Annotated in this window: 22 protein-coding genes; 9 read left to right on the top strand and 13 right to left on the bottom strand. The window is 67.2% G+C overall.

Annotated features, from left to right (window positions below; translation table 11 throughout):
* Positions 1–22: 22 nt before the first annotated feature.
* Complete coding sequence (hemW, locus tag ABZ827_RS19105) at positions 23–1183, bottom strand: radical SAM family heme chaperone HemW (RefSeq protein ID WP_357238426.1); 1161 nt, start codon at positions 1181–1183, stop codon at positions 23–25.
* A 342-nt stretch (positions 1184–1525) separates the two neighbouring features.
* On the opposite strand from hemW, the gene ABZ827_RS19100 reads away from it, so the two are divergent.
* From ABZ827_RS19100 to ABZ827_RS19075, 6 genes are all read left to right on the top strand, one after another.
* Positions 1526–1627 (top strand): Ms4527A family Cys-rich leader peptide, encoded by a 102-nt coding sequence (locus tag ABZ827_RS19100; RefSeq protein ID WP_357238227.1) that lies wholly within the window; start codon positions 1526–1528, stop codon positions 1625–1627.
* A gap of 132 nt (positions 1628–1759) precedes the next feature.
* Complete coding sequence (locus ABZ827_RS19095; RefSeq protein WP_357238225.1) at positions 1760–3508, top strand: nitrite/sulfite reductase; 1749 nt, start codon at positions 1760–1762, stop codon at positions 3506–3508.
* A gap of 31 nt (positions 3509–3539) precedes the next feature.
* Positions 3540–4268 (top strand): phosphoadenylyl-sulfate reductase, encoded by a 729-nt coding sequence (locus tag ABZ827_RS19090; RefSeq protein ID WP_357238223.1) that lies wholly within the window; start codon positions 3540–3542, stop codon positions 4266–4268.
* Positions 4265–5197, top strand: coding sequence for a sulfate adenylyltransferase subunit CysD (gene cysD / locus ABZ827_RS19085; RefSeq protein WP_357238221.1), 933 nt, complete (start codon positions 4265–4267; stop codon positions 5195–5197). Before ABZ827_RS19090 ends, cysD begins: the two co-directional genes overlap by 4 nt.
* A gap of 1 nt (position 5198) precedes the next feature.
* Positions 5199–6527, top strand: a complete 1329-nt coding sequence (locus ABZ827_RS19080) for a GTP-binding protein (RefSeq protein ID WP_357238219.1) — start codon at positions 5199–5201, stop codon at positions 6525–6527.
* Complete coding sequence (locus ABZ827_RS19075; RefSeq protein WP_357238217.1) at positions 6527–7273, top strand: sirohydrochlorin chelatase; 747 nt, start codon at positions 6527–6529, stop codon at positions 7271–7273. Before ABZ827_RS19080 ends, ABZ827_RS19075 begins: the two co-directional genes overlap by 1 nt.
* A gap of 97 nt (positions 7274–7370) precedes the next feature.
* Here ABZ827_RS19075 and ABZ827_RS19070 read toward each other — a convergent pair whose 3' ends face one another.
* Complete coding sequence (locus tag ABZ827_RS19070; RefSeq protein WP_357238215.1) at positions 7371–8234, bottom strand: NAD(P)H-binding protein; 864 nt, start codon at positions 8232–8234, stop codon at positions 7371–7373.
* Positions 8235–8318: 84 nt separating this feature from the next.
* On the opposite strand from ABZ827_RS19070, the gene ABZ827_RS19065 reads away from it, so the two are divergent.
* A complete protein-coding gene (locus tag ABZ827_RS19065; protein WP_357238213.1) occupies positions 8319–9164 on the top strand; it encodes a TetR/AcrR family transcriptional regulator in 846 nt (281 codons plus the stop codon).
* A gap of 86 nt (positions 9165–9250) precedes the next feature.
* On the opposite strand, the gene ABZ827_RS19060 is transcribed toward ABZ827_RS19065, so the two are convergent.
* The 10 genes from ABZ827_RS19060 to ABZ827_RS19015 form a co-directional block, all read right to left on the bottom strand.
* Positions 9251–10048, bottom strand: a complete 798-nt coding sequence (locus ABZ827_RS19060; RefSeq protein WP_357238211.1) for an HAD hydrolase family protein — start codon at positions 10046–10048, stop codon at positions 9251–9253.
* Positions 10049–10111: 63 nt separating this feature from the next.
* Positions 10112–10657 carry a Uma2 family endonuclease gene (locus ABZ827_RS19055; RefSeq protein ID WP_357238209.1) on the bottom strand — a complete coding sequence of 182 codons (546 nt, stop codon included), beginning with the start codon at positions 10655–10657 and terminating at the stop codon, positions 10112–10114.
* Between the two features lie 140 nt (positions 10658–10797).
* Positions 10798–12804, bottom strand: coding sequence for an Hsp70 family protein (locus ABZ827_RS19050; RefSeq protein ID WP_357238207.1), 2007 nt, complete (start codon positions 12802–12804; stop codon positions 10798–10800).
* Positions 12805–13219: 415 nt separating this feature from the next.
* Positions 13220–14809, bottom strand: a complete 1590-nt coding sequence (locus tag ABZ827_RS19045) for an FAD-dependent oxidoreductase (RefSeq protein WP_357238205.1) — start codon at positions 14807–14809, stop codon at positions 13220–13222.
* Positions 14810–14828: 19 nt separating this feature from the next.
* The gene (locus tag ABZ827_RS19040; protein WP_357238203.1) at positions 14829–15842 is read right to left on the bottom strand and encodes a diiron oxygenase; all 1014 of its coding nucleotides are present in this window, start codon (positions 15840–15842) and stop codon (positions 14829–14831) included.
* Between the two features lie 245 nt (positions 15843–16087).
* On the bottom strand, positions 16088–17083 hold the full coding sequence (locus tag ABZ827_RS19035) for a sulfate ABC transporter ATP-binding protein (protein WP_357238201.1): 996 nt from the start codon (positions 17081–17083) through the stop codon (positions 16088–16090).
* Positions 17084–17105: 22 nt separating this feature from the next.
* Positions 17106–17912, bottom strand: coding sequence for a sulfate ABC transporter permease subunit CysW (cysW, locus tag ABZ827_RS19030; protein ID WP_357238199.1), 807 nt, complete (start codon positions 17910–17912; stop codon positions 17106–17108).
* Positions 17909–18748, bottom strand: a complete 840-nt coding sequence (gene cysT / locus ABZ827_RS19025; RefSeq protein ID WP_357238424.1) for a sulfate ABC transporter permease subunit CysT — start codon at positions 18746–18748, stop codon at positions 17909–17911. The genes cysW and cysT overlap by 4 nt, the downstream gene beginning before the upstream one ends.
* An 84-nt stretch (positions 18749–18832) precedes the next feature.
* Positions 18833–19867, bottom strand: a complete 1035-nt coding sequence (locus tag ABZ827_RS19020) for a sulfate ABC transporter substrate-binding protein (protein ID WP_357238197.1) — start codon at positions 19865–19867, stop codon at positions 18833–18835.
* A gap of 139 nt (positions 19868–20006) precedes the next feature.
* The gene (locus ABZ827_RS19015) at positions 20007–20213 is read right to left on the bottom strand and encodes a hypothetical protein (protein ID WP_357238195.1); all 207 of its coding nucleotides are present in this window, start codon (positions 20211–20213) and stop codon (positions 20007–20009) included.
* A gap of 82 nt (positions 20214–20295) precedes the next feature.
* Between ABZ827_RS19015 and ABZ827_RS19010 the strand changes: the two genes are divergently transcribed.
* Positions 20296–20958: a class I SAM-dependent methyltransferase gene (locus ABZ827_RS19010; RefSeq protein ID WP_357238193.1), complete on the top strand. Its 663-nt coding sequence runs from the start codon at positions 20296–20298 to the stop codon at positions 20956–20958.
* Between the two features lie 44 nt (positions 20959–21002).
* Positions 21003–23021: a glycoside hydrolase family 15 protein gene (locus ABZ827_RS19005; protein ID WP_357238191.1), complete on the top strand. Its 2019-nt coding sequence runs from the start codon at positions 21003–21005 to the stop codon at positions 23019–23021.
* Positions 23022–23066: 45 nt separating this feature from the next.
* Here the strand turns inward: ABZ827_RS19005 and ABZ827_RS19000 are convergent, their stop codons facing one another.
* Positions 23067–24872, bottom strand: a complete 1806-nt coding sequence (locus ABZ827_RS19000) for a dynamin family protein (RefSeq protein ID WP_357238189.1) — start codon at positions 24870–24872, stop codon at positions 23067–23069.
* Positions 24873–24969: the final 97 nt, after the last annotated feature.

Raw genomic sequence — 24969 nt, 5'->3', positions numbered from 1 at the left:
CGGTGATCAGTTCGGGGAGCGCTCAGCCCAGCAGTCGCAGGACCACACCGTCGGCCAGCAGGCGGCCGCGGTCGGTGAGCACCAGCCGTTCGTCGCGTATCGCCGCGAGTCCGTCCGCGGCGACTCGGCGCGCAGCAGTCAGTCCACTGGTGTCGAGGTCGGAAAGCGGCAGGCCGGTGCGCAGGCGTAACGCAAGCATGATCCGCTCCAGGTAGCGGTCACCGGCGGTGGGTGCTTCCCAGCCGGCGGCGGGCAGGCCGCCACCCGCGGTGCGGTCGGCGTAGCGAGCCGGATGTTTGACGTTCCACCAGCGCACACCGCCCACGTGACTGTGTGCGCCGGGACCCGCGCCCAGCCAGTCGCCGCCGTCCCAGTAGCCGAGGTTGTGGCGGCAGCGGGCGGCGTTATCGGCGGCCCAGTTCGATACCTCGTACCAGGTGAGTCCGGCGGCTGTCAGGCGGGCGTCGATCCGCTCGTAGCGGGCAGCCAGCACATCATCGTCCGGAGCTGGAAGTTCTCCCCGCCGTACCCGGCGGGCCAGCGCGGTGCCGTCTTCGACGATGAGCGAATAGGCCGATACGTGGTCCACGCCCGCGTCGAGCACCGCGTCCAGGCTGGCGTCGAGGTCGCTGTCGCGTTCGCCAGGGGTGCCGTAGATCAGATCGAGGTTGACGTGGTCGAATCCGGCCGCGCGGGCCTCGCGGGCGGCGGCCACGGCCCGCCCCGGCGTATGGGTGCGGTCCAGGACCGCTAGCACGTGCGACGCCGCGGACTGCATCCCGAGCGAGACCCGGGTGAACCCGGCCGCCCGGATCCGCTCGAAGAACTCCGGGGAGGTCGATTCCGGATTCGATTCGGTGGTCACCTCCGCATCCGGCGCCAAGTCGAACTCGGCTCGGATCGAGTCGAGCACCCCGGACAGCCCGTCCGCGCCGAGCAGAGACGGTGTCCCCCCACCCACGAAGACAGTCTCCACCTGGGGTGTCGGGCTCGGGAGGGCGGCGAACTGTTCGGCCGCCGCGGCGAGTTCCCGGCGCAGTCCGGCCGACCAGGATTCCGGCGAGGCGGAAGTACCCAGTTCACCGGCGGTGTAGGTGTTGAAATCGCAGTATCCGCAGCGGGTCGCGCAGAACGGAACGTGGACGTAGATGCCGAACGGGCCGCCACCGAAATCGCGCAGCACCGGAGAGTCGGCGTCGCTGTGTGTGAGCGCGGTGGCGGGGGAATTCACTCTTCCAGTGTGACCGGCACCGGCTCGGCCTGCGACGACCGGGGTGTTCCGGCCGGCGGCGAGCAGTGGCGGCAGTCCTCCTCGGTCATCATGTGCGGCCGTGCGCCTCTGGTCTCGGTCGGTGACGCCGTGCCTGCAACCTCGAGGTCAGCCCCTTCCGGTACAGCGACGCCGAGTCGTCCCGGACGAAAATATGACGGCTGTCACAAATAACCCGGTAGAACCAGGCGATTTCCCGCTTGTTCACGGGAAATACTGGTAGGGCGGTCGGATTGCGCGGCGCGGCGTGGCACAATGGGTCGCATGCGCGCATCAGGAGTACGACTTGTGGCACGTCGCCACGTCGATTACAAGCGCGTCTGCAGCGCCTGTTGTCTGCCCGGTTCCGCCCGGTAGCTCAGCTGCGCCCCGTCCCGGTTTTCCGGCGATATTCCTATTCGAGGATTTCGGCCCGCTGACACCGCGGGTGCGAGTCAGCCCCTCGCGCCCTCAGCACGGACGTAAGCCCAACCCAGCAGGAGCGACTTCATGACGTCGAGCACCGACGCCGCCACCCCCGCGAAGGCCGAAAGCCCCGCAAAGGGCGAGGCCCCCGCACGCCCGACGCGCGCCCGCACCGGCAAACCGGTACGCCGCCGCGCGGAGGGTCAGTGGGCGCTCGGTTACCGCGAACCGCTCAACCCGAACGAGCAGTCCAAGAAGGACGACAATCCGCTCAACGTCCGCACGCGGATCGAGAACATCTACGCCAAGAACGGCTTCGACAGTATCGACAAGGGCGATCTGCGCGGCCGTTTCCGCTGGTGGGGTCTCTATACCCAGCGTGAGCAGGGTTACGACGGCACCTGGACCGGCGACGAGAACATCGATCTGCTCGAAGCCAAATACTTCATGATGCGGATCCGCTGCGACGGCGGCGCCCTGAACGTCGCGCAGCTGCGCACGCTCGGCGGGATCTCCACCGAGTTCGCCCGCGATACCGCCGATATCTCCGACCGGGAGAACGTCCAGTACCACTGGATCGAGATCGAGAACGTTCCCGAGATCTGGCGGCGGATCGAATCGGTGGGCCTGCAGACCACCGAGGCATGCGGCGACTGCCCGCGTGTGGTGCTCGGTTCCCCGCTGGCGGGCGAATCACTCGACGAGGTCCTGGACCCCACGCCCGCGATCGACGAGATCGTGCGCCGCTACATCGGCAAACCCGAGTACTCCAATCTGCCGCGTAAATTCAAGACCGCGATCTCCGGTCAGCAGGACGTGGTGCACGAGATCAACGATGTCGCGTTCGTCGGCGTGAACCATCCCGAGCACGGCCCCGGCCTGGACCTGTGGGTCGGTGGCGGACTGTCCACCAACCCGATGCTGGCCCAGCGGGTCGGCGCCTGGGTGCCGCTGGACGAGGTGCCCGAGGTGTGGGAGGGCGTTGTCAGCCTGTTCCGTGATTACGGCTACCGCCGGCTGCGCACCAAGGCGCGGCTGAAGTTCCTTATCAAGGACTGGGGTATCGAGAAGTTCCGGCAGGTGCTCGAGGACGAGTACCTGAAGCGCAAGCTGATCGACGGCCCGGCGCCGGAGCAGCCCAAACGCCCGATCGACCATGTCGGCGTGCAGAAACTGCGCAACGGACTCAACGCCGTGGGCTTCTCCCCCATCGCGGGCCGGGTATCCGGCACGATCCTGTCGAAGGTCGCCGACGCAGTGGAACGCGCCGGCGCGGACCGGATCCGTTTCACCCCGTACCAGAAGATCGTCGTGCTCGATATCGCCGACGACAAGGTCGAACAGCTCATCGCGGAACTGGAACCGCTGGGACTGCAGGCGCGCCCGTCGGTCTGGCGGCGCAACCTGCTCGCCTGCAGCGGTATCGAATTCTGCAAACTGTCCTTCGTCGAGACCCGCAAACGCTCCCAGGCACTCGCGCCGGAGCTGGAGCAGCGGCTGGCCGATCTCAACGACCAGCTCGATGTGCCGGTCACGATCAATATCAACGGCTGCCCGAACTCCTGCGGCCGTTCGCAGATCGCCGATATCGGTTTCAAGGGCCAGCTGGTCGACGACGGCGCCGGGAATCAAGTCGAGGGCTACCAGGTTCATCTGGGTGGCAGCCTCGGCCTGGACAGCGCATTCGGCCGAAAACTTCGCCAGCACAAGGTGACCAGCACCGAGCTCGGCGATTACATCGAGCGCGTGGTGCGCAACTTCATGAAACTCCGCGAAGACGGAGAACGGTTCGCGCAGTGGGCCGTTCGTGCCGAGGAAGCCCATCTGCGATGAATTCCGCGAGCGTGGTGACGGGAGACCCATTGTGACAACCGAGCAGAAACAGCTGCCCGCCAAGCTGAGTGCCGACGAGCTGCGCGCTCTGGCCGAACGTGGCGCCGCCGAACTCGGACCGGACGCGTCGGCCGATGAGCTGCTGCGCTGGACCGACGAGAACTTCGGCACCGGCTATATCGTCGCGTCGAATATGCAGGACGGGGTGCTGGTCCAGCTGGCCGCCCAGGTGCGGCCGGGCGTGGATGTGCTGTTCCTCGACACCGGCTACCACTTCGCCGAAACCCTCGGCACCCGCGACGCCGTGGAAGCGGTGTACGGGGTGAACGTGGTCAACGTGCGTCCCGAACACACCGTCGACGAGCAGGACGCGCTCCTGGGCAAGGACCTGTTCGCCCGGGACGCGGGGGAATGCTGCCGGCTGCGCAAGGTGGTGCCGCTGCGTAATTCGCTGTCGCCCTACAACGCGTGGGTCACCGGTATCCGCCGGGTGGAGGCACCCACCCGCGCCAACGCTCCGCTCATCTCCTTCGACGAGGGTTTCGGGCTGGTGAAGATCAACCCGATCGCACCGTGGTCCGACGACGAGATGCAGGACTACATCGAAAAGCATTCGATTCTCGTCAATCCCCTGGTGGAGGAGGGGTATCCGTCCATCGGCTGCGCTCCGTGCACACGGAAGCCGGAGCCGGGTTCCGATCCGCGAAGCGGCCGCTGGGCCGGACTCGCCAAAACAGAATGTGGGTTGCACGCCTCATGACCGAAGCCATCGCTACCGAACGCTCTGTGGGCCTGTCGGATTTCGACACCCTGGCCGCGCTGGAATCGGAAGCCATCCATATCTTCCGTGAGGTCGCGGGCGAGTTCGAACGTCCGGTGATCCTGTTCTCCGGCGGTAAGGACTCCACCGTCCTGCTGCATCTGGCGCTGAAGGCCTTCTGGCCGGCGCCGCTACCGTTCGCCCTGCTGCACGTGGACACCGGGCACAACCTTCCCGAGGTGCTCGAATTCCGCGATCACGTGGTCGAGAAGTACGGTCTGCGGCTGCATGTGGCGGCCGTGGAGGACTATCTCGCCGACGGCCGCCTCACCGAACGTCCGGACGGTATCCGCAACCCGCTGCAGACCGTGCCGCTGCTGGACGCGATCAGTGAGAACCGGTTCGACGCCGTCTTCGGCGGCGGGCGCCGCGACGAGGAACGGTCGCGCGCCAAGGAGCGGATCTTCTCACTGCGCAATGCCTTCGGCCAGTGGGATCCGAAACGGCAGCGGCCCGAACTGTGGAACCTGTACAACGGACGGCACGCACCGGGCGAGCATGTGCGGGTGTTCCCGCTGTCGAACTGGACCGAGCTCGATATCTGGCGCTATATCGCCCGCGAGAACGTGGAACTGGCCACCATCTACTACGCGCACCAGCGGCCGGTATACCAGCGCGACGGAATGTGGATGACCCCGGGCAGCTGGGGCGGCCCCGGCGACGGTGAGGTACTCGAAACCCGTTCGGTGCGCTACCGCACCGTCGGCGACGGATCCACCACCGGCGCCATCCTGTCCGACGCGGCCGATAACGAGGCAATTCTGGCCGAGGTCGCCGCCTCCCGGCTGACCGAACGCGGCGCCACCCGAGGCGACGACCGAGTCTCCGAAGCCGCCATGGAAGACCGTAAACGAGAGGGTTACTTCTGATATGTCCGACCTACTGAGGCTGGCCACCGCCGGTTCTGTCGACGACGGCAAGTCCACTCTGGTCGGACGTCTGCTCTACGACACCAAATCCGTGCTCGCCGACCAGATCGACGCGGTGACCCGGGCGTCGGTGGACAAGGGCCTGTCCACCCCCGACCTGTCGCTGCTGGTGGACGGCCTGCGCGCCGAACGCGAACAGGGCATCACAATCGATGTCGCGTACCGGTACTTCGCGACACCGCGGCGCTCGTTCGTACTCGCCGACACCCCGGGCCATGTGCAGTACACCCGCAATACGGTCTCCGGCGCGTCGACGGCGCAGCTGGTGATCCTGCTGGTGGACGCGCGCAAGGGCGTGATCGAGCAGACCCGCCGCCACGCCGCGGTGCTGGCGCTGCTCGGCGTGCCGAAGCTCGTGCTGGCGGTGAACAAGATCGACCTGATCGGTGGTGACGAGCCCAGCGAGCAGGCTCAGCAGGCCGCGGCCGCCAAGGTTTTCGCGGAGATCTCGGCCGAGTTCTCCCATCTCACCCGCACTCTCGGCTGGTCGGACGAGGATGTCCTGGAGATCCCGGTCTCGGCGCTGCACGGCGACAATATCGCCTCCCGTTCGGACAAGACCCCGTACTACAGCGGCCCGTCGCTGATCGAGCATCTGGAATCGGTGCCGGTGGACGCGGACAATTCCGGAGCCCACGCCGTGGGCCTGCGGTTCCCCGTGCAGTATGTGATCCGGCCGCGCACCCCCGAATACCCGGACTACCGCGGATACGCCGGTCAGATCGCGGCGGGTTCGGTGGCGCCGGGCGACGAGGTGGTGGTGCTGCCGTCCGGTATCCGCACCACAGTGGAGCGGATCGACACCCCGGACGGGGAACTCGCGGTCGCGCAGGCCGGTCGCAGCGTGACACTGATCCTCGCCGACGAGGTCGATATCTCGCGCGGCGATACGATCGCCTCCCCCGGCGACGCGCCGGAAGCCCTCGATACCTTCGACGCCACCGTCTGCTGGCTCGGTGACAAACCGCTGCGGCCCGGCGCCCGGCTGCTGCTCAAACACGGCACCCGCACCACGCAGGCGATCGTGGGCACGCTCACCGAACGTTTCGACGAACAGCGCCTGGCCGCGGACCCGAATCCGGAGTCCTTGTCGCTCAACGATATCGGCCGCATCTCGGTACGCGTCGCCGAACCGATCGCGGCCGACGACTACCGCGCCAACCGGCATACCGGCAGCTTCCTGCTGATCGACCCCGCGGGCGGGAACACCCTCGGGGCCGGTCTGGTCGGCGATGTACTCAGCGCGGTCGAGGTCGGAACCGAGGCTTGATGCCGAGCCCGACTCTGGTGGCGGTGGCGCACGGCAGCCGGGACCCCCGGTCCGCCGCCACCGTCACCGCGCTCATGGACCAGGTCCGGGCAGAACGCCCGGGAACGCCCGCCCGGCTGGCGTTCCTCGACCTGAACGCGCCGTCGGTCGGACAGGTCCTGGATGCGGTGGCCGCCACGGGCGAAACCCACGCCGTGGTGGTTCCGCTGCTGCTCGGCAGCGCATTCCACGCCAGGGTCGACCTGCCCGGACTGCTCGCGGGGGCAGCGGCCCGCAACCCCCGGCTGGACGTAACCCAGGCCGATGTGTTCGGTGCCGACCCGCGGCTGATCTCACTGTTGCACAACCGGGTTCGTGCGGTCCGCACCGCGCACGGCTGGACCGCACCGGATGACCGGGTCGGTATCGCCCTGGCCGCGGTCGGATCCTCCTCGGCAACCGCGAACCGCAACACCGCCCGCCTGGCTCGCCGGTTCGGCGCACACACCGGAAGCCCCACCGAGGTGTGTTTCGCCACGGCCCGGCCCTCGCTGACCCACGCGGTACAGCGGTTACGCGAACGCGGCGCCGAAAAGCTACTGGTGGCCCCCTGGTTCCTGGCCCCGGGCCTGCTCACCGACCGGCTCCTCGACCAGGATCCGTCCCTCCCGCATGCCGCGGTACTCGGCCCCGACCCCGCCCTCGCCGAGGTCGTCTGGAACCGTTACGACGACGCCGTCACCCGAGCCCTGCCCCTCTCGGCGTGAAGCCGCGCACCGACGGCCCCGGCATGGCCGGCAACGCAACCGGCTGAGAATCGAATCGGCCTGCGTTGCCACTACCCCTGCCTCCGAGCACAGCCAGTCAATTCACCGACAACGCCTCGCGCAGAATCGTGTCGAAGCCGATCGGCTCGCGGTCGATCAGCTTCGCCAACGCCGGGTCGACGGTGGCGAATTCACCGGCTCGGCCGGCTGCGAAGATATCCACCATCATGTCCGCCTGCGCGGCCGGGACACCGTAGCTCACCATCTGCTCGCGGAACTCCTCGTCGGATACGGTGACGCGCTGGATGGTTCGGCCGGTGAGATCACTCGCGATCGCGGCGATCTCATCGAAGTCGATCGCCCGCGCGGCGGTCAATGGCGGTGTAGCGCCATCGAATCGGCCTTCATCGGCAAGGATGGCGGCGGCCGCGGCGGCGAGGTCGGCGTGCGCGGTCCAGCTCACCGCCCCATCGGCAGGCAGCACGAGCTGCCCGGTCTCGGCGGCTTGTCCGAAGAACCTCACTGCGCTGGCGGCGTAGAACCCGTTGCGCAGTGCGGTGAACGGCACGCCGCAATCCCGCAGCATCTGCTCGTCGGCGGCGTGGTCCCGGCAGGGTTCGAACCGCGAGGCCGGGGCGGCCCCCATATGGCTGGTGTACAGGATGCGGTGTGCGCCTGCCGCGACGGCGCCGTCGACGGCGGCCCGGTGCTGCCGGGTGGCCTCTGCGCCGAGTTTGTCGACCGACACGATGAGGACTTGCGTGGCGCCTTCGAAAGCGTGGGCCAGGCTGTCCGGGTCGGTGAAGTCGCCGTGCCGCACTCGTACTCCGCGACCGGCCAGATCCTGCGCCTTTCGCGGGTCGCGGACGCTCACCCCTACCTGGTCGGCCGGCACCCGCGTGAGCAGGCTCTCGACAATTCGACGGCCCAGCAGCCCGGTGCCTCCGGTCACGATGATCATGAAGTACTCCTTGATTCCATTGGAAACGATTATGCGTTAACGATGATACTTTCGTCGGAAACAGTCAAGCGTTATCGTTGATTCATGACACCGCCGACGCCACGCAGGAACCCCACCGTCGAACCTCACGGCGCCGGGTCGGGTCGCGAACAGCACCGCCGGCGCGTCATCGAAGCCGCCGCCGATCTGCTGGAACGTGCGGGCCGGGACGCGGTGACCACCCGCGCCGTAGCCGATGCGGCAGGATTGCAACCACCGGCGATCTACCGGCTGTTCGGCGATAAGAACGGGCTGCTGGACGCGGTGGCGCAATACGGTTTCGCGAAGTTCGTGGCGAGCAAGAAAGTCGACCCGGACCCGGTCGACCTCATCGAAGACCTGCGGGCCGGGTGGGACCTGGCGGTCGAGTTCGGCCTGTCCAACCCCGCGCTCTACACCCTCATGTACAGCGAACCCGCCGGCCTGGAATCGGCGGCGTTCCGGGCCGGGCTGGAGATCCTGCACGGACGGGTCCGCCGGCTCGCCGCGGCCGGCAGGTTACGTGTCGATGATCGGATCGCGGCCGGGATCATTCACGCCACCGGCCGGGGCGCTGTGCTCACGTGGCTGTCCCTGCCGGAAGCCGACCGAGACCCGGCCCTGCTCACGGCACTGCGAGAGGCCATGGTCACCGCCGTCACCAACGAGCAGCCCGCCGTCCAGGGCACCGGCCCGGCCGGCGCGGCCCGAGCCCTGCGCGCCACCCTCCCCGACCAGACAGCACTCACCGGCCCCGAGCAGCAGCTCCTCCGGGAATGGCTGGACCGCCTGTCACAGGACCCCCTGGACCATGGGGACCAATCTCCCCCACCCGCAGACGCACCGAAAACACCGTCCCCCACACCGCTTACACATCAATCTCCGGCCACCGGCGGAATACAACCGCGGTAGGTACCGGCGGCAGGCTCCCCGATATGAACGATGTTCCGGCCCCGAGCCGACGGCTTTCGCGCACATCGCCCGGCGGTTATCGGTATTCAGAACCAGCGTTCCAGGACAGCGGCCACCCCGTCCGCGGCGACGTCGGCGGTCACCTCGTCGACGATATCGTGCAGTTCGGCCGGCGCGTTCGCCATGGCTACCGAATGCCCGGCCCAGGCGAACATTTCGCGGTCGTTGAATCCGTCACCGATCGCCAGGGTGGCCGCTCGCGGGATATCCAGGATCCGGCGTAGCCGTTCCAGCGCCCAGCCCTTGGACACACCCTGGCGGGAGATGCTGAGCCACGGGCCGAATTCACCGTAGACCCAGCTGATATCCGGGACGGCCAGTGTTTCCAGCAACCGGCGCATCTCGGTGACCGACCCCTCGGGCCACCAGCAGTTCAGGCGGGGCGTGGGCGCGCTGCAGAGTGTGTGGTGGTCGACCACCACATATTCTCCGCCGATGTAGTACTCACCCGGACTCATCCCGGTCGCCCAGACTCCTACCCCGACCTTTTCCGCGGTGAAGATCATCTCCGGGAACAGCTCCCGCAGCGCCGTCACCGCGGGCCGCGGATCGAAGACGTGTACGGCCGCCGGCTCGTCCGCTTCGATATCGATGTGCACCGCCCCGTTGGAACATATGGCATGCCCCCGGATCAGGCCGAGTTCCTCCAGCACGGGCCTGGTGGTCAGCATGGTCCGCCCGGTACTCACCACGACATGCGCCCCATTCGCGACCGCCGCCCGAACTGCTGCCGCCACCCGATCACTCACCGGCGTGCCGGTTCTCAGCAGTGTCCCGTCCACATCCAATGCGATAAGCCGCGGTGGGCCCCCATCGATATCCACACCGGATATTCTCCCGCCGATCGGAATCCGCGGCACCGGGTTTCCCGGATCGCCGTCACCGGCTTACGACAGCTGGCTGACCAGCCGGTTGCCCTGCAACTTGTACTCCCCGTCGACCAGTTCATACATGGTGACGAACCCATCGATCTCTTCGGAGTCGACATCGCCTCGCACAATCCAATAGTGCGGAATTCCGAGCGTCGCGTAGACGCGTAACTTGTCTATGGCGTCATGGTCCTCACTGTCCTGCGAAACAGCTTCGATCACCACATGAATATCCGCTGCGTCATGCGTGCTGCTGTTCTTGTCCGGGCGATAGCCAGGATCGAAGACGACACCGTCGGCGACGAAGTTGTTCTTCCCCGTCCCACCTCGAACGAACCCGCTATCGGCCACATACTGCTCGCCGGATATCTCGTAGCCACGGCGCAGCCAATGCTCCAACACCATGAACACGATCCGGAAATGCCAGAACGTGACCGGCATGAACGTGAGCTCCAATCGTCCGGACCGCAATTCCCAGGCCCACCCGCGGGGGACCTCCGGCAAACTCTCGAACTCGGCGCGGGTACGCACGCCGGTCATCGGTAGATCGATCTGTGCGGTCATCACACCTCCTCGAGCGCCGTGTACGACCACTTCAGCATAGCCGCCGCCCAAGCTACCCGAGATTGTCCGGATACCGGGGAGCCCTCGGGCGGCAGATAGCGACCAGCGCATCGGCGAGACCGCCCGATCTGGGATGAAGGTCAGTGGTCCGATCCCCCACCCGACGACTTACCTCGCGAACCTTTACTCCGGGACGACCCGCCATCACTACCGGAGGACGAACTGGGCCCGCCGGAATCGGAGCCCCGGGATTTCGAGCCGCTCGAGGAGTCCGAACCACCGGAATCCGAACGACCACCGAAACCACCGAAACCACCCGAGTCGGTGCTCGATGAGCCACCGTCGTCCGAACCGCCGAAGCCACCCGAATCGCCCGAACCGAAACCACCCGAGTCACCGCCGAAACCACCCGAATTGTCCCCGGAACCACCCGAATCACCGGCTCCGAAACCACCCGGACCGTCTGTTCCGAAACCACCCGGGCTACCTGCTCCGGGCCCGTCTTCTCCGGACCCCGGCCCGGAGTTGTCCCCGGAACCACCCGGCACCGACCAGCTGCCGCCGGGCTGGTCTCCACTGTCGGACCAGCTTCCGCCCGGTGCACTCGGCGCTTCGGGGATACCGATATCCGGAAGGCCCGGCGTCGAACCGGGACCATTGCCCGAATCATCCTCTCCCCCACCGGATTCCCCGCCGGATTGCTCGCCGGGTGGGTTCAGGACGGGTGAATCGTCCGGGCCGGGACCATCCGGGAGCTGGATTCCGGGCGTTTCGGGTTGCTGGGGTCCCAGGTCGGGCCGAGGCGCGATATCCCTGTGCCCGAAGGGGATCGGATTGTCGAATCGAGCGGGATCGCTGTACCGGGACTCGCGCCCGGGGTGCGAATCCCCCGGCGCATTGTGGGTACCGCCCGCGGGACGATCCGTACCGGGCTCGGCTCGTTCCGCCGGAGCCCCCGGCATATGCGGCCCGTACGGCCGCGACACACTCGCGGGAGCGATCTGGGCCGGGGCGTCCATCGGCTCGTACGACACACTCCATCCGGCTCCGGAGCGTTCGACCTGCGCCTCGCCGTGGATTTCGTACAGCACCGCCCCCGGCGTCTGCAGCGGCATCCGGTCCTGGTCGACGGGTCCGGTATCGGCGGCGCCGTTGCCCAGGATGGTGGCCGCCGACATCGCCACCGCGGAGAACACCGCCGCCCCGGAGAAGATGGGCGCGTGCTTGACGCGGGAGGAGGATGCCACCGCAACGCTTTCCGCGGCCATACCGGCGGCGCCCAGCGCGACGCACTGCCCGGAATCGGCGGCGATCGTCACCGGCAGCCCCAGTTCGGCGAGTGTTTCGGCGACCTGCGGCGGCCGGGACGCACCACCGACGACCAGTACCCGGCCGATATCGGAGAGCGCTACCCCCGCCGAGCGCACGGCCGACCGCACCACCTCGAGGGAATCCCGGATATGCTCGCGTCGCAGCCCTTCGGGGTCGACGAAGGACATCAGCGAGACGGTTCCGGTTTCGGGTTCGGCCGGGCCGATCGCACGATCGCCGGCGCATCGGGCGATCATGGCCCCCAGGGGGCGGCCGCCGAAATCGTAGGAACGCACCGGCTTTCCGACCACGGGATGATCCGGCCAATCCGTACCGGTCCGGACCACCGCCACGTCGAGACTGTTCCCGCCGAGGTCGTAGACGAGGACGAACCCGGTATCGAGTGGGCCGTCTTCGGTATCGAGCCAGTGCGTGGCGGCCACCGGTTCGGGAACCAGCTGGACGTGGCCGACGCCCGCGAGGTCGAGGCTCTGCCGGAGCAGATCGAGTTGTTTGGCGCTGTATCCGGCCGGATGGGTGGCGACCACCCCGGTCGCGGGTTCGGCGGCCACCAGCCCCTGCACCACCGAGGCGAATATCGTCGCCGGTGACCAGATCCGGCCGTCGACGTAGACCGATTCCGGGTTGCGCCCGAGATCGGCGAATTCGTTTACCGCCGTGGAGAATCGAGTGATACCGCCGAGTCGGGCACTACCGCGGCTGTCGAATCCGACCGCCGTCCGCCGTGTCCGCACCACCGGCCGGGCCTCGCGCTCGCCGACCCGCGCCGAGACAACGTTCACCGTGCCGATACTGATACCCAGCCCAGAAGTCATTTGCCATCCCGTCAAACGCACCGAGACCACGTCCTGCGAAAAAGCCATGGGCGCGGTCGTTTTCCAAACAGCGACCACAGGTTAGCTGCAACCCCCCGGATAAATCTAATAATCGGCAATGAAATATGAAGTTACGGAACAAATCCCCGTTCACCGGTACGGAAACATACCGGAGGTCCAATTGTCCGGTCCGTGTGAAAACTGCCTCTAGCAGCTGATTCGATACAAATACATAGGGACACAGGGGTGTCCGCCGCCTTGTCCGCGCGTAAGCCCCGCTGACACCGAGATACCGTCCACCCGACAACTACCCACGGGTAACCGGCCAATAGCTGACGCTGGAGAATTCGCGGCTCGCAAACGAAGTCCGCCCGCCCGGTGCGGTACCGGACGGGCGGAAAGCTGAGAGATAGCCTCAGGCTCGGCTGAACAAGCGGCGCACCGGTTTACCGGTCCGGGTCACCGCACCCGCGGCGCGGACCTGCGGCCGTCGCTGCCGCAGCAACCGATCGAACGCCTCGGCGCTCCCCGCGGGTTCGGCCAGGCGGCCGGCATTGAAATCCGCGGCAAGCTGCTGCACCGTCTCCTGGGCACAGGACTTGTTGGTCCCGATGAACCCGGTGGGGCCACGTTTGATCCACCCCGTGACATAGGCACCGGAGACTACTGTGCCTTCCGAACTCTCCAGCACGCGGCCGGCCCGATTCGGGATGATCCCGCGCTGCTCGTCGAACGGCAGACCCGGCGTGGGCACTCCCCGATAGCCGACAGAGGTGAGCACCAGCCCGGTTTCCAGCAGATCGATATCTCCGGTGGCGACGGCCCGCGTCCGGCCGTCGTCGCCGGGCACCAGTTCGGTCCGGTCCACCTCGATACCGGTCACCGCGTCGGGTCCGAGGATCCGGCTCGGCGCGCTCTGATAGCGGAAAACGATCCGCCGCCGCTGCCCGAACGGCCGATCCGCCACCCGGTGCAGCAATTTCAGTTTCTGTTCCACCTGATACGGGAGATCGGCGGTGACCGGCGGCAGTTCGCCCTCGATCGAGATATCCACATCGGAACCCAGCAGTCCGACGAATTCCGGGACCGTGAACGCCGATTCGGCGGGACCGCGGCGACCCAGCACCACGACCTCGCGCACCGCGCTGTGCCGCAGCGCTTCCAGCGCGATCGGCGAGATATCGCTACCGGCCAGCTCTTCCGGATCGGTCGTCAGGATCCGTGCGACGTCGAGGGCGACGTTACCGTTGCCGACGATGACCACCCGCCGCTGCGACAGATCGAAATCGTGATGCAGATGATCGGGATGGCCGTTGTACCAGGCCACGAAATCGGTGGCCGAGACATTTCCGGCCAGGCCCTCACCGGGGATTCCGAGCTTGCGGTCGGTGGACGCGCCGACCGCGTACACGACAGCGTGGTGATAGGCGAGCAGTTCCTCGTGCGAAATATGCTTGCCGATCTCGATATCGAAGTACGACCCGAATCCGGGCTGCCGCGACATCACATCGAACAGGTCGGCGACCTTACGTGTTTTCGTATGGTCCGGCGCCACACCGTAGCGGGCCAGGCCGTAGGGCACCGGCAGCCGGTCGAATACGGTCACCCGCACATCCGGCTGGGTGAGCAGTTCGTCAGCCGCGTACATGGCCGAAGGTCCCGAACCGACCACCGCGACCCGGAGCGGACCACGGCCGGCGGTATGGATCGGCGGCGCCGGAACCGGCTGGGCGAGGATCGGGCGCGGCCGCGCCTGCCGGTAGAAATCGGCGTTGATCTCGATGAACGGCTTCTGCTCGTCGGTCAGTTTCTTCGACGAGGTGATGGCGTCCACCGGGCAGGCCGAGGCGCAGGCGCCGCAATCCACACAGGAGGCCGGGTCGACGTAGAGCATGTCCGCGGTCCGGAAATCCGGTTCGTCCGGTGTCGGATGGATGCAGTTGACCGGGCATGCGTAGACGCAAGAGGCGTCGCTACAGCACGACTGCGTGACGACGTAGGGCATCGGGTGTTTACCCGCCCGCTCAGGCCGCGGCGCCGGGAACGGCGCGCAGCGGCTCGGAACGGTACCGGGTGCTGTGCCCGGCGATACCCAGCATCTTCCAGACCCGCTTGGCGACCGGGTTCATCAGCCCGATCTCCGCGGCCAGCGCGCGGACATCGCCGAAGTAGTCGCTGAAGGTCCGCTTCGCTTCGGCGGAACCGTAGAACAGTTCCTTGCGCACACTCTTCGGGATATCGAATTCCTCGAAGAAGGTTTTGGGCGGGGTCGCGATGGCGCGGCCCAGGATCCACATGACCAGCGGCATGGCCAGCGACAGCACGAACTTGTTACGCCGCGAGGACTCCGGCACATGCTGCTTCAGGAATTCGTGCGCGAACGAGATGTGCCGGGCCTCTTCGGCCACATGGATGGCCATCACACCGCGCATGATCGGATGCACTTCCTCGCCGGAGCGCAGGATGTCCTTCTGAATGTGGTCGATCGGCTCTTCACCGGCCAGCACGGCCATGAAGAACAGATTCGGGAAGGCCACCGCGACCGGTACGGCGAGGTGGCGGAGCTGACGGACCAGCGGGCCCATCCCCGGTACATCGACGCCGATCCGGTTCACCATCTCCTGGAACATCAGGGTGTGGTTGTGCTCCTCGATCATCTCGTGGGAGCAGTAGCGGAACTCCGGGTCGCCGTTGGCCAGACCGAAAACGTGCTGCATCATGCCGCTGATCAGGATGGCCTCGAACTGCAGGCCGACCTTGGCGACATTGGCCTGGCGGTACTTGCCGAGGTCGATCTTCTCCTGCTCGGACAGGGCCTGGTACCAGGGGTGACGGCCGAGCGTATCGGCCGATACGGGCAGGATCCACCGCTCCGGCCGGGTATTCACGTCGAAGTCGGGATGATCCCAGTCGATATCCTCGAACGGGTCGAAATGCCGGTTGACCGAGCCTTCGGACAGCAGCAGCAGCTTATCCGCGTACTCCTGGGCCTGAGCAACCAGCTGGTCGTCGGAGACCGTGGTGGCTGAAGACGTCATCGTCATGCCTCTCGTCAATGATTCCGGCTTAACTGTTCCCCATGGTTACAGCTAAAACGGGGTACGTCAACACGACAGCCGACGCAGCCAGGTCACAGTCGGTCAGCGGTCGGCATCACAGCTGTTCAGAGCGCATATTTCGAATCATGGGCCACCGCTGCCGAGCCGTCCGGCCGCCGCCCCGCGGACCCGCCTCGACCCAACTCCGCGCGACTTCCGGTCACAGGTAACCGGCGGCGGTACGCCTATGCCAACGGCAGATGCGGGATCCGGGTCGCCCGGGCGTAGACGGTCTCCCCTTCCGCCAAGCGCAACGCCTCGGCATCACCGCGCGTCACCTGCGCGACGAACAGATCGCCGGTAGCGGCATTGCGCATCTCCACCCGGACCTCGAACCCGAGCCGTACCACCCGCTCGATCGTCGCCCTGGTGACTCCCGCCGATTCCGCGGTCCCCTCGTAGGCGGCCAGCGCCATACTCGGATCGCGCCCGACCCGGATATCGTGCGGCCGCACCAGATGGCCGTTGAGCCGGGCCACCGCACCCAGGAACGTCATGACGAACTCGCTGGCCGGACGATCGTAGACATCCTCGGGACTGCCGACCTGCTCGATCCGCCCGGCGTTCATCACCGCGATCCGGTCGGCCACGTCGAGGGCCTCTTCCTGATCGTGGGTCACCAGCACGGTGGTCACATGTACTTCCTCGTGCAATCGGCGCAGCCAGGTCCGCAGATCCGCCCGCACCTTGGCGTCCAGCGCGCCGAACGGTTCGTCCAGCAGCAGCACCTGAGGGTCCACCGCCAGGGCGCGGGCCAGCGCCATCCGCTGGCGCTGGCCGCCGGAGAGCTGCGCCGGATACCGGTGCTGGAAACCGTCGAGCCCGACGATGCCCAGCAACTCGTCGACTCGTTTGGCGATCTCGTTCTTGGGCCGCTTGCGGATGGTCAGGCCGAAGGCCACATTGTCGCGGACGGTCATATGTTTGAACGCCGCGTAGTGCTGGAAGACGAAACCGATATCCCGCTTCTGCGGCGGCACCCGGGTCACATCGCGGCCACCGATGGTCACCACGCCCGAATCGAGGTTCTCCAGCCCGGCGATCGACCGCAGCAACGTCGACTTCCCGGAACCGGACGGTCCGAGCAACGCGGTCAGCTCGCCGGAGGGGATGTCCAGGCTGACATCGTCGAGGGCGGCGAAAGAACCATAGTTCTTGCGCGCGCTGGTCACGGTGATCATGGGCGGCCTCCGGCGTGCGCGTTCAAGATGCGTCCCGCTTACGTTCCAGGAGCGTCATCAACAGCAGGGTGATGAGCGCGAGACCCATCAGCAGGGTGGCGGCGCAGTACGCGCCGAAATCGTTGTGATCGTTGATATAGCGTTCGTGCACCAGCAGCGTCAGTGTCTGCGAGACACCGGGGAACCCGGACGAGACCATGATCACGGCGCCGAATTCGCCGAGCGCGCGAGCAACAGTGAGCACAACACCGTAGGTGAGGCCCCAGCGGATGGCGGGGACAGTGATCCGCCAGAAGGTCTGCCAGCCCGAGGCGCCCAGCGTCGCGGCCGCCTGTTCCTGGTCGTCACCGATCTCGTGCAGCACCGGCTCCACCTCGCGGACCACGAACGGCATGGTCACGAAGACCGTCGCCAGCACCATGCCCGGCAGCGCGAAGATCACCCGGAAACCCCAGTCGGTGACCACCCCGAACCAGCCGCCGACACCCCACAGCATGATCAGCGCGACACCGACGACCACCGGCGATACCGCGAACGGCAGGTCCACGATCCCCTGCAGCAACCGCCGGCCGGGGAAGTTCCCGCGCACCAGCGCCAGGGCGATCACCACCCCCAGGATCACATTCACCGGCACCACGATGATCAGGATGAGCATCGACAGATTGAAGGCGGAGATGGCGGCCGGCGTGCTGATCTGGTCGATGAACGCGCCGATCCCGTGCTCGAACGCCCGGTACAGGATGATGCCCAGCGGCAGCACCAGTAATACGAACAGATAGCCGAGCGCGAGCACACGCAACGTCACCCGGCTGGATGCGGACAGTTTCATCGGGCCTCGCGTTCCTTCCGGGCCGTCCGCTCGGCGAACACCCGCAGTACCAGCAGCGCGACGAACGCGATCACCAGCAGGGCCACCGATACCGCGGCCGCGTTCACCGGCCGGTCTATCTCGATCTGCTGCTGGATGTACTGCGAGGCGACCTGGGTGTCACGCGGGATATTGCCGCCGATCAGCACTACCGAACCGAACTCGCCGATCGCGCGGGCGAAGGCCAGCCCGCCGCCGCTGATAACGGCGGGTGCGAGGGTGGGCAGCACGATCCGCCGGAACGTCGTCCAGTTGTCCGCCCCCAGCGACAGCGCCGCCTGCTCGACCTCCCGGTCGGCTTCGATGAGCACCGGCTGCACCGAGCGGACCACGAACGGCAGCGTCACGAAGGCCAGGGCGACCACCAGACCGGGCTGGGTGGCGTTCAGATGGATATCGACCGGGCTCTTGGGCCCGTACAGCGCGAGCAGCACGATACTGGCGACGATGGTCGGCAGCGCGAACGGCAGATCGATCAGCGCGTTCACCAGCCCCTTGCCCGGGAAATCGTCCCGGACCAGCACCCAGGCGATCAGCGTGCCCATCACGACATTCAGCAGTGCCACCACGATGGAGACCAGCACCGTCACCCGCAGCGAGGCCAGTGCCAGCGGATCGGTGATCGCACCCCAGAACCCCGACCAGCCGTCATCGAACGCGCTGACGGTCAGCGCGGCCAGCGGCAGCAGCACGATCACGCTGAGCCAGAGCATGGCGGTGGCGATCCCGAGCGGACCCACCGAACCGGTGAACCGCAGCCAGGACCCGAGCGGCCGGCGGGTGGGTTCGTCGCGCACCGCGACCGGGGCGGGCGCGGGTTCGGTGTCGGGGCTGCGTTCGGTCACGAGTATCGAGTATCGCGTGTGGTCCGGGTCACCCGGCTACTCGGTCGCGTTGTTGTAGGCCACGGCGATAGAACCGGAGTCGGGGGCGAACAGATCGTCCTCGACCGTTTCCCAGCCGCCGAGGTCGGCGACGGTGTACAGCGTGACCGGTTGCGGGAAGTCCCCGGCGTACTCCGCGGCGACTCCCGGATCGACCGGGCGGAAGCCCGCCTCCGCCCAGGCCCGCTGCGCGTCGGGGGTGTAGAGAAAGTCACGGAACGCGAGGGCTTGCTCGGGATGCTGGGCATGTTCGAGCACCGCGACCGGATTCTCGATCTTGAAAGTCGACTCCGGCACGATATGTTCCACCGGATCGCCGTGCCGCTCGGCGAAAATCGCCTCGTTCTCGTAGCTGATCAGGACGTCGCCGGTGCCCTGCAGGAAGGTCTCGGTGGCCTCCCGGCCCGATTTCGGCTGCACCCGCACATGGGTGAGCATCTGGTTCAGGTAATCGACCCCGGCCTGCGGATCCCGGCCGCCGGTACTGGCGGCGGCATACGGGGCGAGCAGATTCCATTTCGCCGAACCGGAACTGAACGGGTTGGGGGTGACCACCTCGACATCCGGGCGCAGCAGATCGTCCCAGCCCCGGATGTTCTTCGGATTCCCGGCGCGTACCACCAGCGTGACGACGGAACCGAACGGGACACCCCGGGTGGCGTCGGCATTCCAATCCGGATCCACGAGGCCGGCGTCCACCAGCCGGGTGATATCGGGTTCGAGGGAGAAGCTCACGATATCCGCCGGGGCGCCACGAGCGATCTTGCGGGATTGGTCGGCCGAGGCGCCGTAGGACTGGCGCACCTCGACACCGGAACCCGCCTCGGTCTCGTTGAAGGCGGGAACGACCTTGTCGTATCCCGGTTTGGGAATCGCGTACGCGTACAGATCGACCGTGCCGCCGCTACCGTCGGCCCCACCGCCCCCGACGTCGTCGCTGGAACCACCCGCGCACGCGGTCAGCAGCACCGGCAACGCCGCGAGTACGGCGAGCAACCGGCGGCGTCCGGCCGGACGATTCGCACGGAGCATCGGGGACCTTTCCCCGCGGAAACCACACCTGGCCGGTGCGGACCCGCGGCCATCGGCGCGGATCACAGGGTCAACAGCCAGGCGATGACCACCAGCACCAGCAGCGCGGCCAATGCGAGCTGCACCCGTGAGCGCGGCATCAGCCCACCTCGCTTCCGGTCTCGTGATCGGAGTCCTCGTCGCGGCCCAGCGCACCGGCCGCCACGTGCAGGGTCCGGTCGATGAGGTAGGCGATACCGAAACTGATCGGCACCATGCCCACCAGCACCACGAGGAACTGCGGGATGAAGGGCAGCCCCGCCACCCACAATTCGAACCCATCCCACCAGTCGGCAATACGCTCCACGGCGACCAGCGTAGAACACCGCCCGCCGGGCACTTTCCGCCTGTATTGACCTCAACCCCACTAGAGGTTGCAGGCTGAAGTCATGACTCAGGCCACCGAAGTATGGAACTCCGCCTACGACAACGACACCGCGCCGTGGATCATCGGCGAACCGCAGCCCGCGATCGTCGCCCTGGAACGAGGCGGCCGGCTTCGCGGCCGGATCCTCGACCCCGGTACGGGTGCCGGCGAACACACCATCGCGCTGACCGCGGCGGGCTACGACGTGCTGGGTGTCGACCTGTCCCCCAGCGCGGTCGCCTACGCACGCCGCAACGCCGCGGCCAAAGGCGTGACCGATGCCCGGTTCGAGGTGGTCGATATGGTCGCCCTCGCGACCGCGGCCGATAATCCGCTCGGCACCTTCGACACCATCGTCGACAGCGCACTGTTCCATGTGTTCCTGGAGGACGACGAAGCCCGGGCCGCATATGTGCGCACCCTGCACAGACTGTGCGACCCCGGCGCTCATGTGCACATCCTGGCGCTCTCCGACACCGAACCGGGTTTCGGGCCACGTATCGGCGCCGGCCTCATCCGTGATGCCTTCGCCGGGCCCGGATGGGAGATCGAGGAGTTGCGTCCGGACAGCTACTACGGCCGGATCACCGAAGCCAACGCCGAGCAGGCCCGCGGCCTCGAACCCGACGCGGAGGGCAAGGTCGAACTCGCCGCGTGGCTCGCCCGGATCCGGCGCACCGGATAACCGGTGGTGGACGACTCGGGGTTCGCCGACACATCATGGTTTGTATGCCGAGCCCCGAGCACGCACCGTCGGACAGCGCGATACCGGGCTCCACCGTGACCGCACCGCGCCGCGACAACAATTTCCCGGCGATCGACGACTACGCTTTCCTCTCCGACTGCGAGACCACCTGCTTGATCGCCAGTAACGGTTCGGTCGAGTGGATGTGCGTGCCCCGCCCCGATTCGCCGAGCGTTTTCGGCGCCCTGCTGGACCGCAGCGCCGGGCATTTCCGGTTGGGACCGTACGGGCACCGGGTCCCCGCGGCGCGGCGCTACCTGCCCGGCGGAATGATCCTGGAAACGACCTGGCAGACCGCCACGGGCTGGTTGATCGTCCGAGACGCCCTGGTGCTGGGGCCCTGGCACAGCACCGAGCAGCGCAGCCGGACCCACCGGCGCACACCGACGGACTGGGACGCCGGCCATATGCTGCTGCGCACGGTGAAATGCGTGAGCGGCACCGTCGAGCTCGAGCTGAGCTGCGAACCGTCCTTCGACTACCACCGCGCCGTGGCCTCCTGGGAGTACACCGGCAAGGTGTACGAGGAGGCGACGGCGGTCTGCACCGCGGACCCGACGGCCGGGCCGAATCTGGTACTCACCACCGATCTGCGGCTGGGCCTCGAGGGTCGCGAGGCCCGCGCCCGCACCCGGATGACCGAGGGCGACTGCGCCTATGTCGCGCTCACCTGGACCGAATTGCCCGCGCCGCAGAGCTTCGACGAGGCCGCGGACAAGATGTGGACCACGATCGAATGCTGGCGGCAGTGGATAACACTCGGTGATTTCCCCGACCATCCGTGGCGTCGTTTCCTGCAGCGCAGCGCACTCACCTTGAAGGGCCTCACCTACGCACCGACCGGCGCGCTGATGGCGGCGGGCACCACATCGCTACCGGAAACCCCCGGCGGGGAGCGCAACTGGGACTACCGCTATTCGTGGGTGCGCGATTCCAGCTTCGCCCTCTGGGGCCTCTACACCCTCGGCCTGGACCGCGAGGCCGACGATTTCTTCGCCTTCCTGCACGATGCCACCACCGGGCCCGACGACGAACCGGTGCCGCTGCAGGTCCTGTACGGGATCGGCGGCGAACGGCACCTGACCGAATCGACCCTCGACCATCTCTCCGGCTACGGCCACGCCCGGCCGGTGCGGATCGGCAACGGCGCGTACGACCAGGAACAGCACGATATCTGGGGCACCATGCTCGACGCGGTGTACCTGCATGTGAAATCGCGCCAGCATGTCCCGGAAACCCTCTGGCCCATGCTGAAACGCCAGGTCGACGCCGCGATCGCGAATTGGCGCAAACCCGACCGCAGCCTCTGGGAGGTCCGCGGCGAACCTCAGCATTTCACCTCCTCGAAGGTGATGTGCTGGGTGGCACTGGATCGCGGGGCGAAACTGGCTGAACTACACGGCCAGACGAGCATCGCCCGCCGCTGGCACGAGATCGCCCAGGAGATCCGGGCCGATATCCTGACCCACGGTGTGGACGAACGCGGGCGGTTCACCCAGATCTACGGCGGCACCACGTTGGATGCTTCGCTACTGCTGGTGGTGCTCACCCGGTTCCTGCCGGCCGACGACCCGCGTGTCCGGGCCACCGTGCTCGCCATCGCCGACGAGCTCACCGAGAACGGACTGGTGCTGCGCTACCGGACCGAATCCACCGACGACGGGCTCTCGGGCACCGAAGGCACCTTCACCATCTGCTCGTTCTGGCTGGTTTCGGCGCTGGTGGAAATCGGTGAGGTCAATCGCGCCCGCGTCCTGTGCGAGCGGCTGCTCACCCACGCCAGCCCGCTCAAGCTCTATGCCGAGGAAATCGACCCGCATACGGGCCGCCACCTCGGTAACTTCCCGCAGGCCTTCACCCACCTGGCGCTGATCAACGCAGTCACCCATCTCATCCGCGCCGAGGGCGCCGAACCGGCAGGCTCCTTCCGGCCCGCGCACAGCAAATCCAACAGCTCCACCCCGTGGCGCAGCCGCCCTCGCGATATGGGCGGGATCCACTGAGGAGCACATCTCGTGGCCTGCCCGCGTTCGATCCGACGGCAACCGTCAGGCGGCGGCGATACTGCCCGCCTGCTGCTTGAGGTCGCGCAGCTTACTCAGATCGGTATCGAGCCGGGCGAGCCGTTCGGCACCCCGATCGCCGTACTGAGCACCGGCTTCCTCGGCTACCCGCAACGCCTCGTCGGCCGCGCGCAGCGCCTCGGTGGCGATATCGGTGAAATGGTCACGTAGTACCCGCTGGATCTCCCGCAGCCGGGTCCGCGATTCCTTACCCACCTGGAAGATCACATCGTCCATCAACCGCGACAGCGCCACCTTCGCCTCGGCCTGCCGCCGCAACCGGCGCGCCCGGCGATCCTCCCACAGCGCGTGCAGGCCGAGCAGGATGCCGGCCCCGGCGGAATACCAGTTCACCAGCGACATTCCGAGCAAGCTGGTGGCGAGGCCGACCATCAGGATACCGCCGTAGGAACCGCGTAACGCCGAGAGGAACTGTTCGGTGACACCCGCTTTCGCGCTCTGCAGCGGTTCCAGCGGTGCGACGTCCTCCAGCAGATCCGACGGGTACTGCGGACGGATATCCGGCAGCTCGGGCCGGCGATGCTCGGCGGGGAATCGCGCGGCGACCTGTTCGCCGAGTTCCTCGGCCCGATAGTTGGCCGTATCGAAATTCTCCGCGATGGCCTCGGCGATCCGGCCCTCCAACTCGGTGCCGAACCGGTTCCAGCGGGTCGTCGGATCGGTTCCCGAGATCTCGGATTCGGCATCGCGCATCACGATCCGCAACCGATGCCGCAGATCGTGCTCGATATCGGCCATCAGTTCGGTACTGCCGTCGGCGAGGGTGATCTGCCAGTTGGCGCTGCGCTGGCGCAGCTGGTCGGCCTGGTCGCGGGCGATCGCCAGCTGCTGGGTGACATGCGCGCGCCGGCGCGGATCGCGCAGCGTATCGGCCTCGGTGCGCAGCTCGACACCGAGATGATCACCGACCAGCTGGATATCGCGTACGGCCGACTTCACGGCCATCGCGTCGGCGTGGGCCACCACATAATCGCGCAGATGGTCGATCAGTTGGGGTAGCCCCGATTCGATCGCACGCTGCTGGTTACCCGCCCGCTCCGCCTGATAGTGCAGCTGCGCCGAAACCGGCGCCACCGCGTATCCCAGCCCGGCCTCGTCGAGCAACTCCCGGTTGTTCTCCTGGATATGCGCCCAGTGCGGATTGCGGTCGATCTTGTTGAGAACGCAGATCACCGTGGGGCAGATCTGCCCGATCCGCCGCAGATGCGCGATCTGGTCCTGGGTGTACTCGGCACTCGCGTCGCTCACATACAGCACCGCATCGGCCGCGGCGATCATCGACCAGGTCGTCCGGTCCTGCACGGCGGCGCCGGGAGCGTCCATCACGACGATCCCCTCGGCCAGCAGCGGGCTCGGCTGGGTGAAATCCGCGCGGATAACCCCCTTGGCCGACAGCGCCGGAGCCGGATTCAGGGGGTCGACCGGCTGACGCCGGACCCGGCCGCCGCCTTCCCGCTGAATCAGGGTGGCCGTGGGTTCCGGGCCGTACTCGACGATCGCCGGCACACTGATCGGGCTGTCCGTGGCGCTCACCGGGGCGCCGGCGAGCGCGTTCACCAGAGTGCTCATCCCGCTCTTCGGCGGACCGACCACCACCAGCCGCACCCGCGTATCGGCGACCCGGGCGCGGACCATCCCCAGCCTGCCCCGTAGATCGTTACGGCTGGCAGTACGGGAAACGTCCCGCAACTCGTCGATGATCTGGATGAGCGGCGCCATCACATCCGGGTTCTTCACCGTCGCGGCCCGCGGTCCGGCTACGGCAGACAAGGCCTGCTCCTTCACTCTCGGTCACAACACGTCACTCGACCAGGATCAGCCGATATCCTCCCCCGCCCACCCGACCGGACCGAATCCGGGATCGTCT

Source organism: Nocardia sp. NPDC019395, from assembly GCF_040632335.1.
Classification (GTDB): domain Bacteria; phylum Actinomycetota; class Actinomycetes; order Mycobacteriales; family Mycobacteriaceae; genus Nocardia.
The sequence above is the reverse complement of the archived record's forward strand: the minus strand, read 5'-3'. Positions and strand labels throughout refer to the sequence as shown.

Coding starts and splice junctions, on each gene's coding strand:
- ABZ827_RS19100 (WP_357238227.1), top strand. CDS start 1,526: ATGGGTCGCATGCGCGCATCAGGAGTACGACTTGTGGCACGTCGCCAC.
- ABZ827_RS19095 (WP_357238225.1), top strand. CDS start 1,760: ATGACGTCGAGCACCGACGCCGCCACCCCCGCGAAGGCCGAAAGCCCC.
- cysD (WP_357238221.1), top strand. CDS start 4,265: ATGACCGAAGCCATCGCTACCGAACGCTCTGTGGGCCTGTCGGATTTC.
- ABZ827_RS19080 (WP_357238219.1), top strand. CDS start 5,199: ATGTCCGACCTACTGAGGCTGGCCACCGCCGGTTCTGTCGACGACGGC.
- ABZ827_RS19075 (WP_357238217.1), top strand. CDS start 6,527: ATGCCGAGCCCGACTCTGGTGGCGGTGGCGCACGGCAGCCGGGACCCC.
- ABZ827_RS19070 (WP_357238215.1), bottom strand. CDS start 8,234: ATGATCATCGTGACCGGAGGCACCGGGCTGCTGGGCCGTCGAATTGTC.
- ABZ827_RS19065 (WP_357238213.1), top strand. CDS start 8,319: ATGACACCGCCGACGCCACGCAGGAACCCCACCGTCGAACCTCACGGC.
- ABZ827_RS19055 (WP_357238209.1), bottom strand. CDS start 10,657: ATGACCGCACAGATCGATCTACCGATGACCGGCGTGCGTACCCGCGCC.
- ABZ827_RS19050 (WP_357238207.1), bottom strand. CDS start 12,804: ATGACTTCTGGGCTGGGTATCAGTATCGGCACGGTGAACGTTGTCTCG.
- ABZ827_RS19045 (WP_357238205.1), bottom strand. CDS start 14,809: ATGCCCTACGTCGTCACGCAGTCGTGCTGTAGCGACGCCTCTTGCGTC.
- ABZ827_RS19040 (WP_357238203.1), bottom strand. CDS start 15,842: ATGACGTCTTCAGCCACCACGGTCTCCGACGACCAGCTGGTTGCTCAG.
- ABZ827_RS19035 (WP_357238201.1), bottom strand. CDS start 17,083: ATGATCACCGTGACCAGCGCGCGCAAGAACTATGGTTCTTTCGCCGCC.
- cysW (WP_357238199.1), bottom strand. CDS start 17,912: ATGAAACTGTCCGCATCCAGCCGGGTGACGTTGCGTGTGCTCGCGCTC.
- ABZ827_RS19020 (WP_357238197.1), bottom strand. CDS start 19,867: ATGCTCCGTGCGAATCGTCCGGCCGGACGCCGCCGGTTGCTCGCCGTA.
- ABZ827_RS19010 (WP_357238193.1), top strand. CDS start 20,296: ATGACTCAGGCCACCGAAGTATGGAACTCCGCCTACGACAACGACACC.
- ABZ827_RS19005 (WP_357238191.1), top strand. CDS start 21,003: ATGCCGAGCCCCGAGCACGCACCGTCGGACAGCGCGATACCGGGCTCC.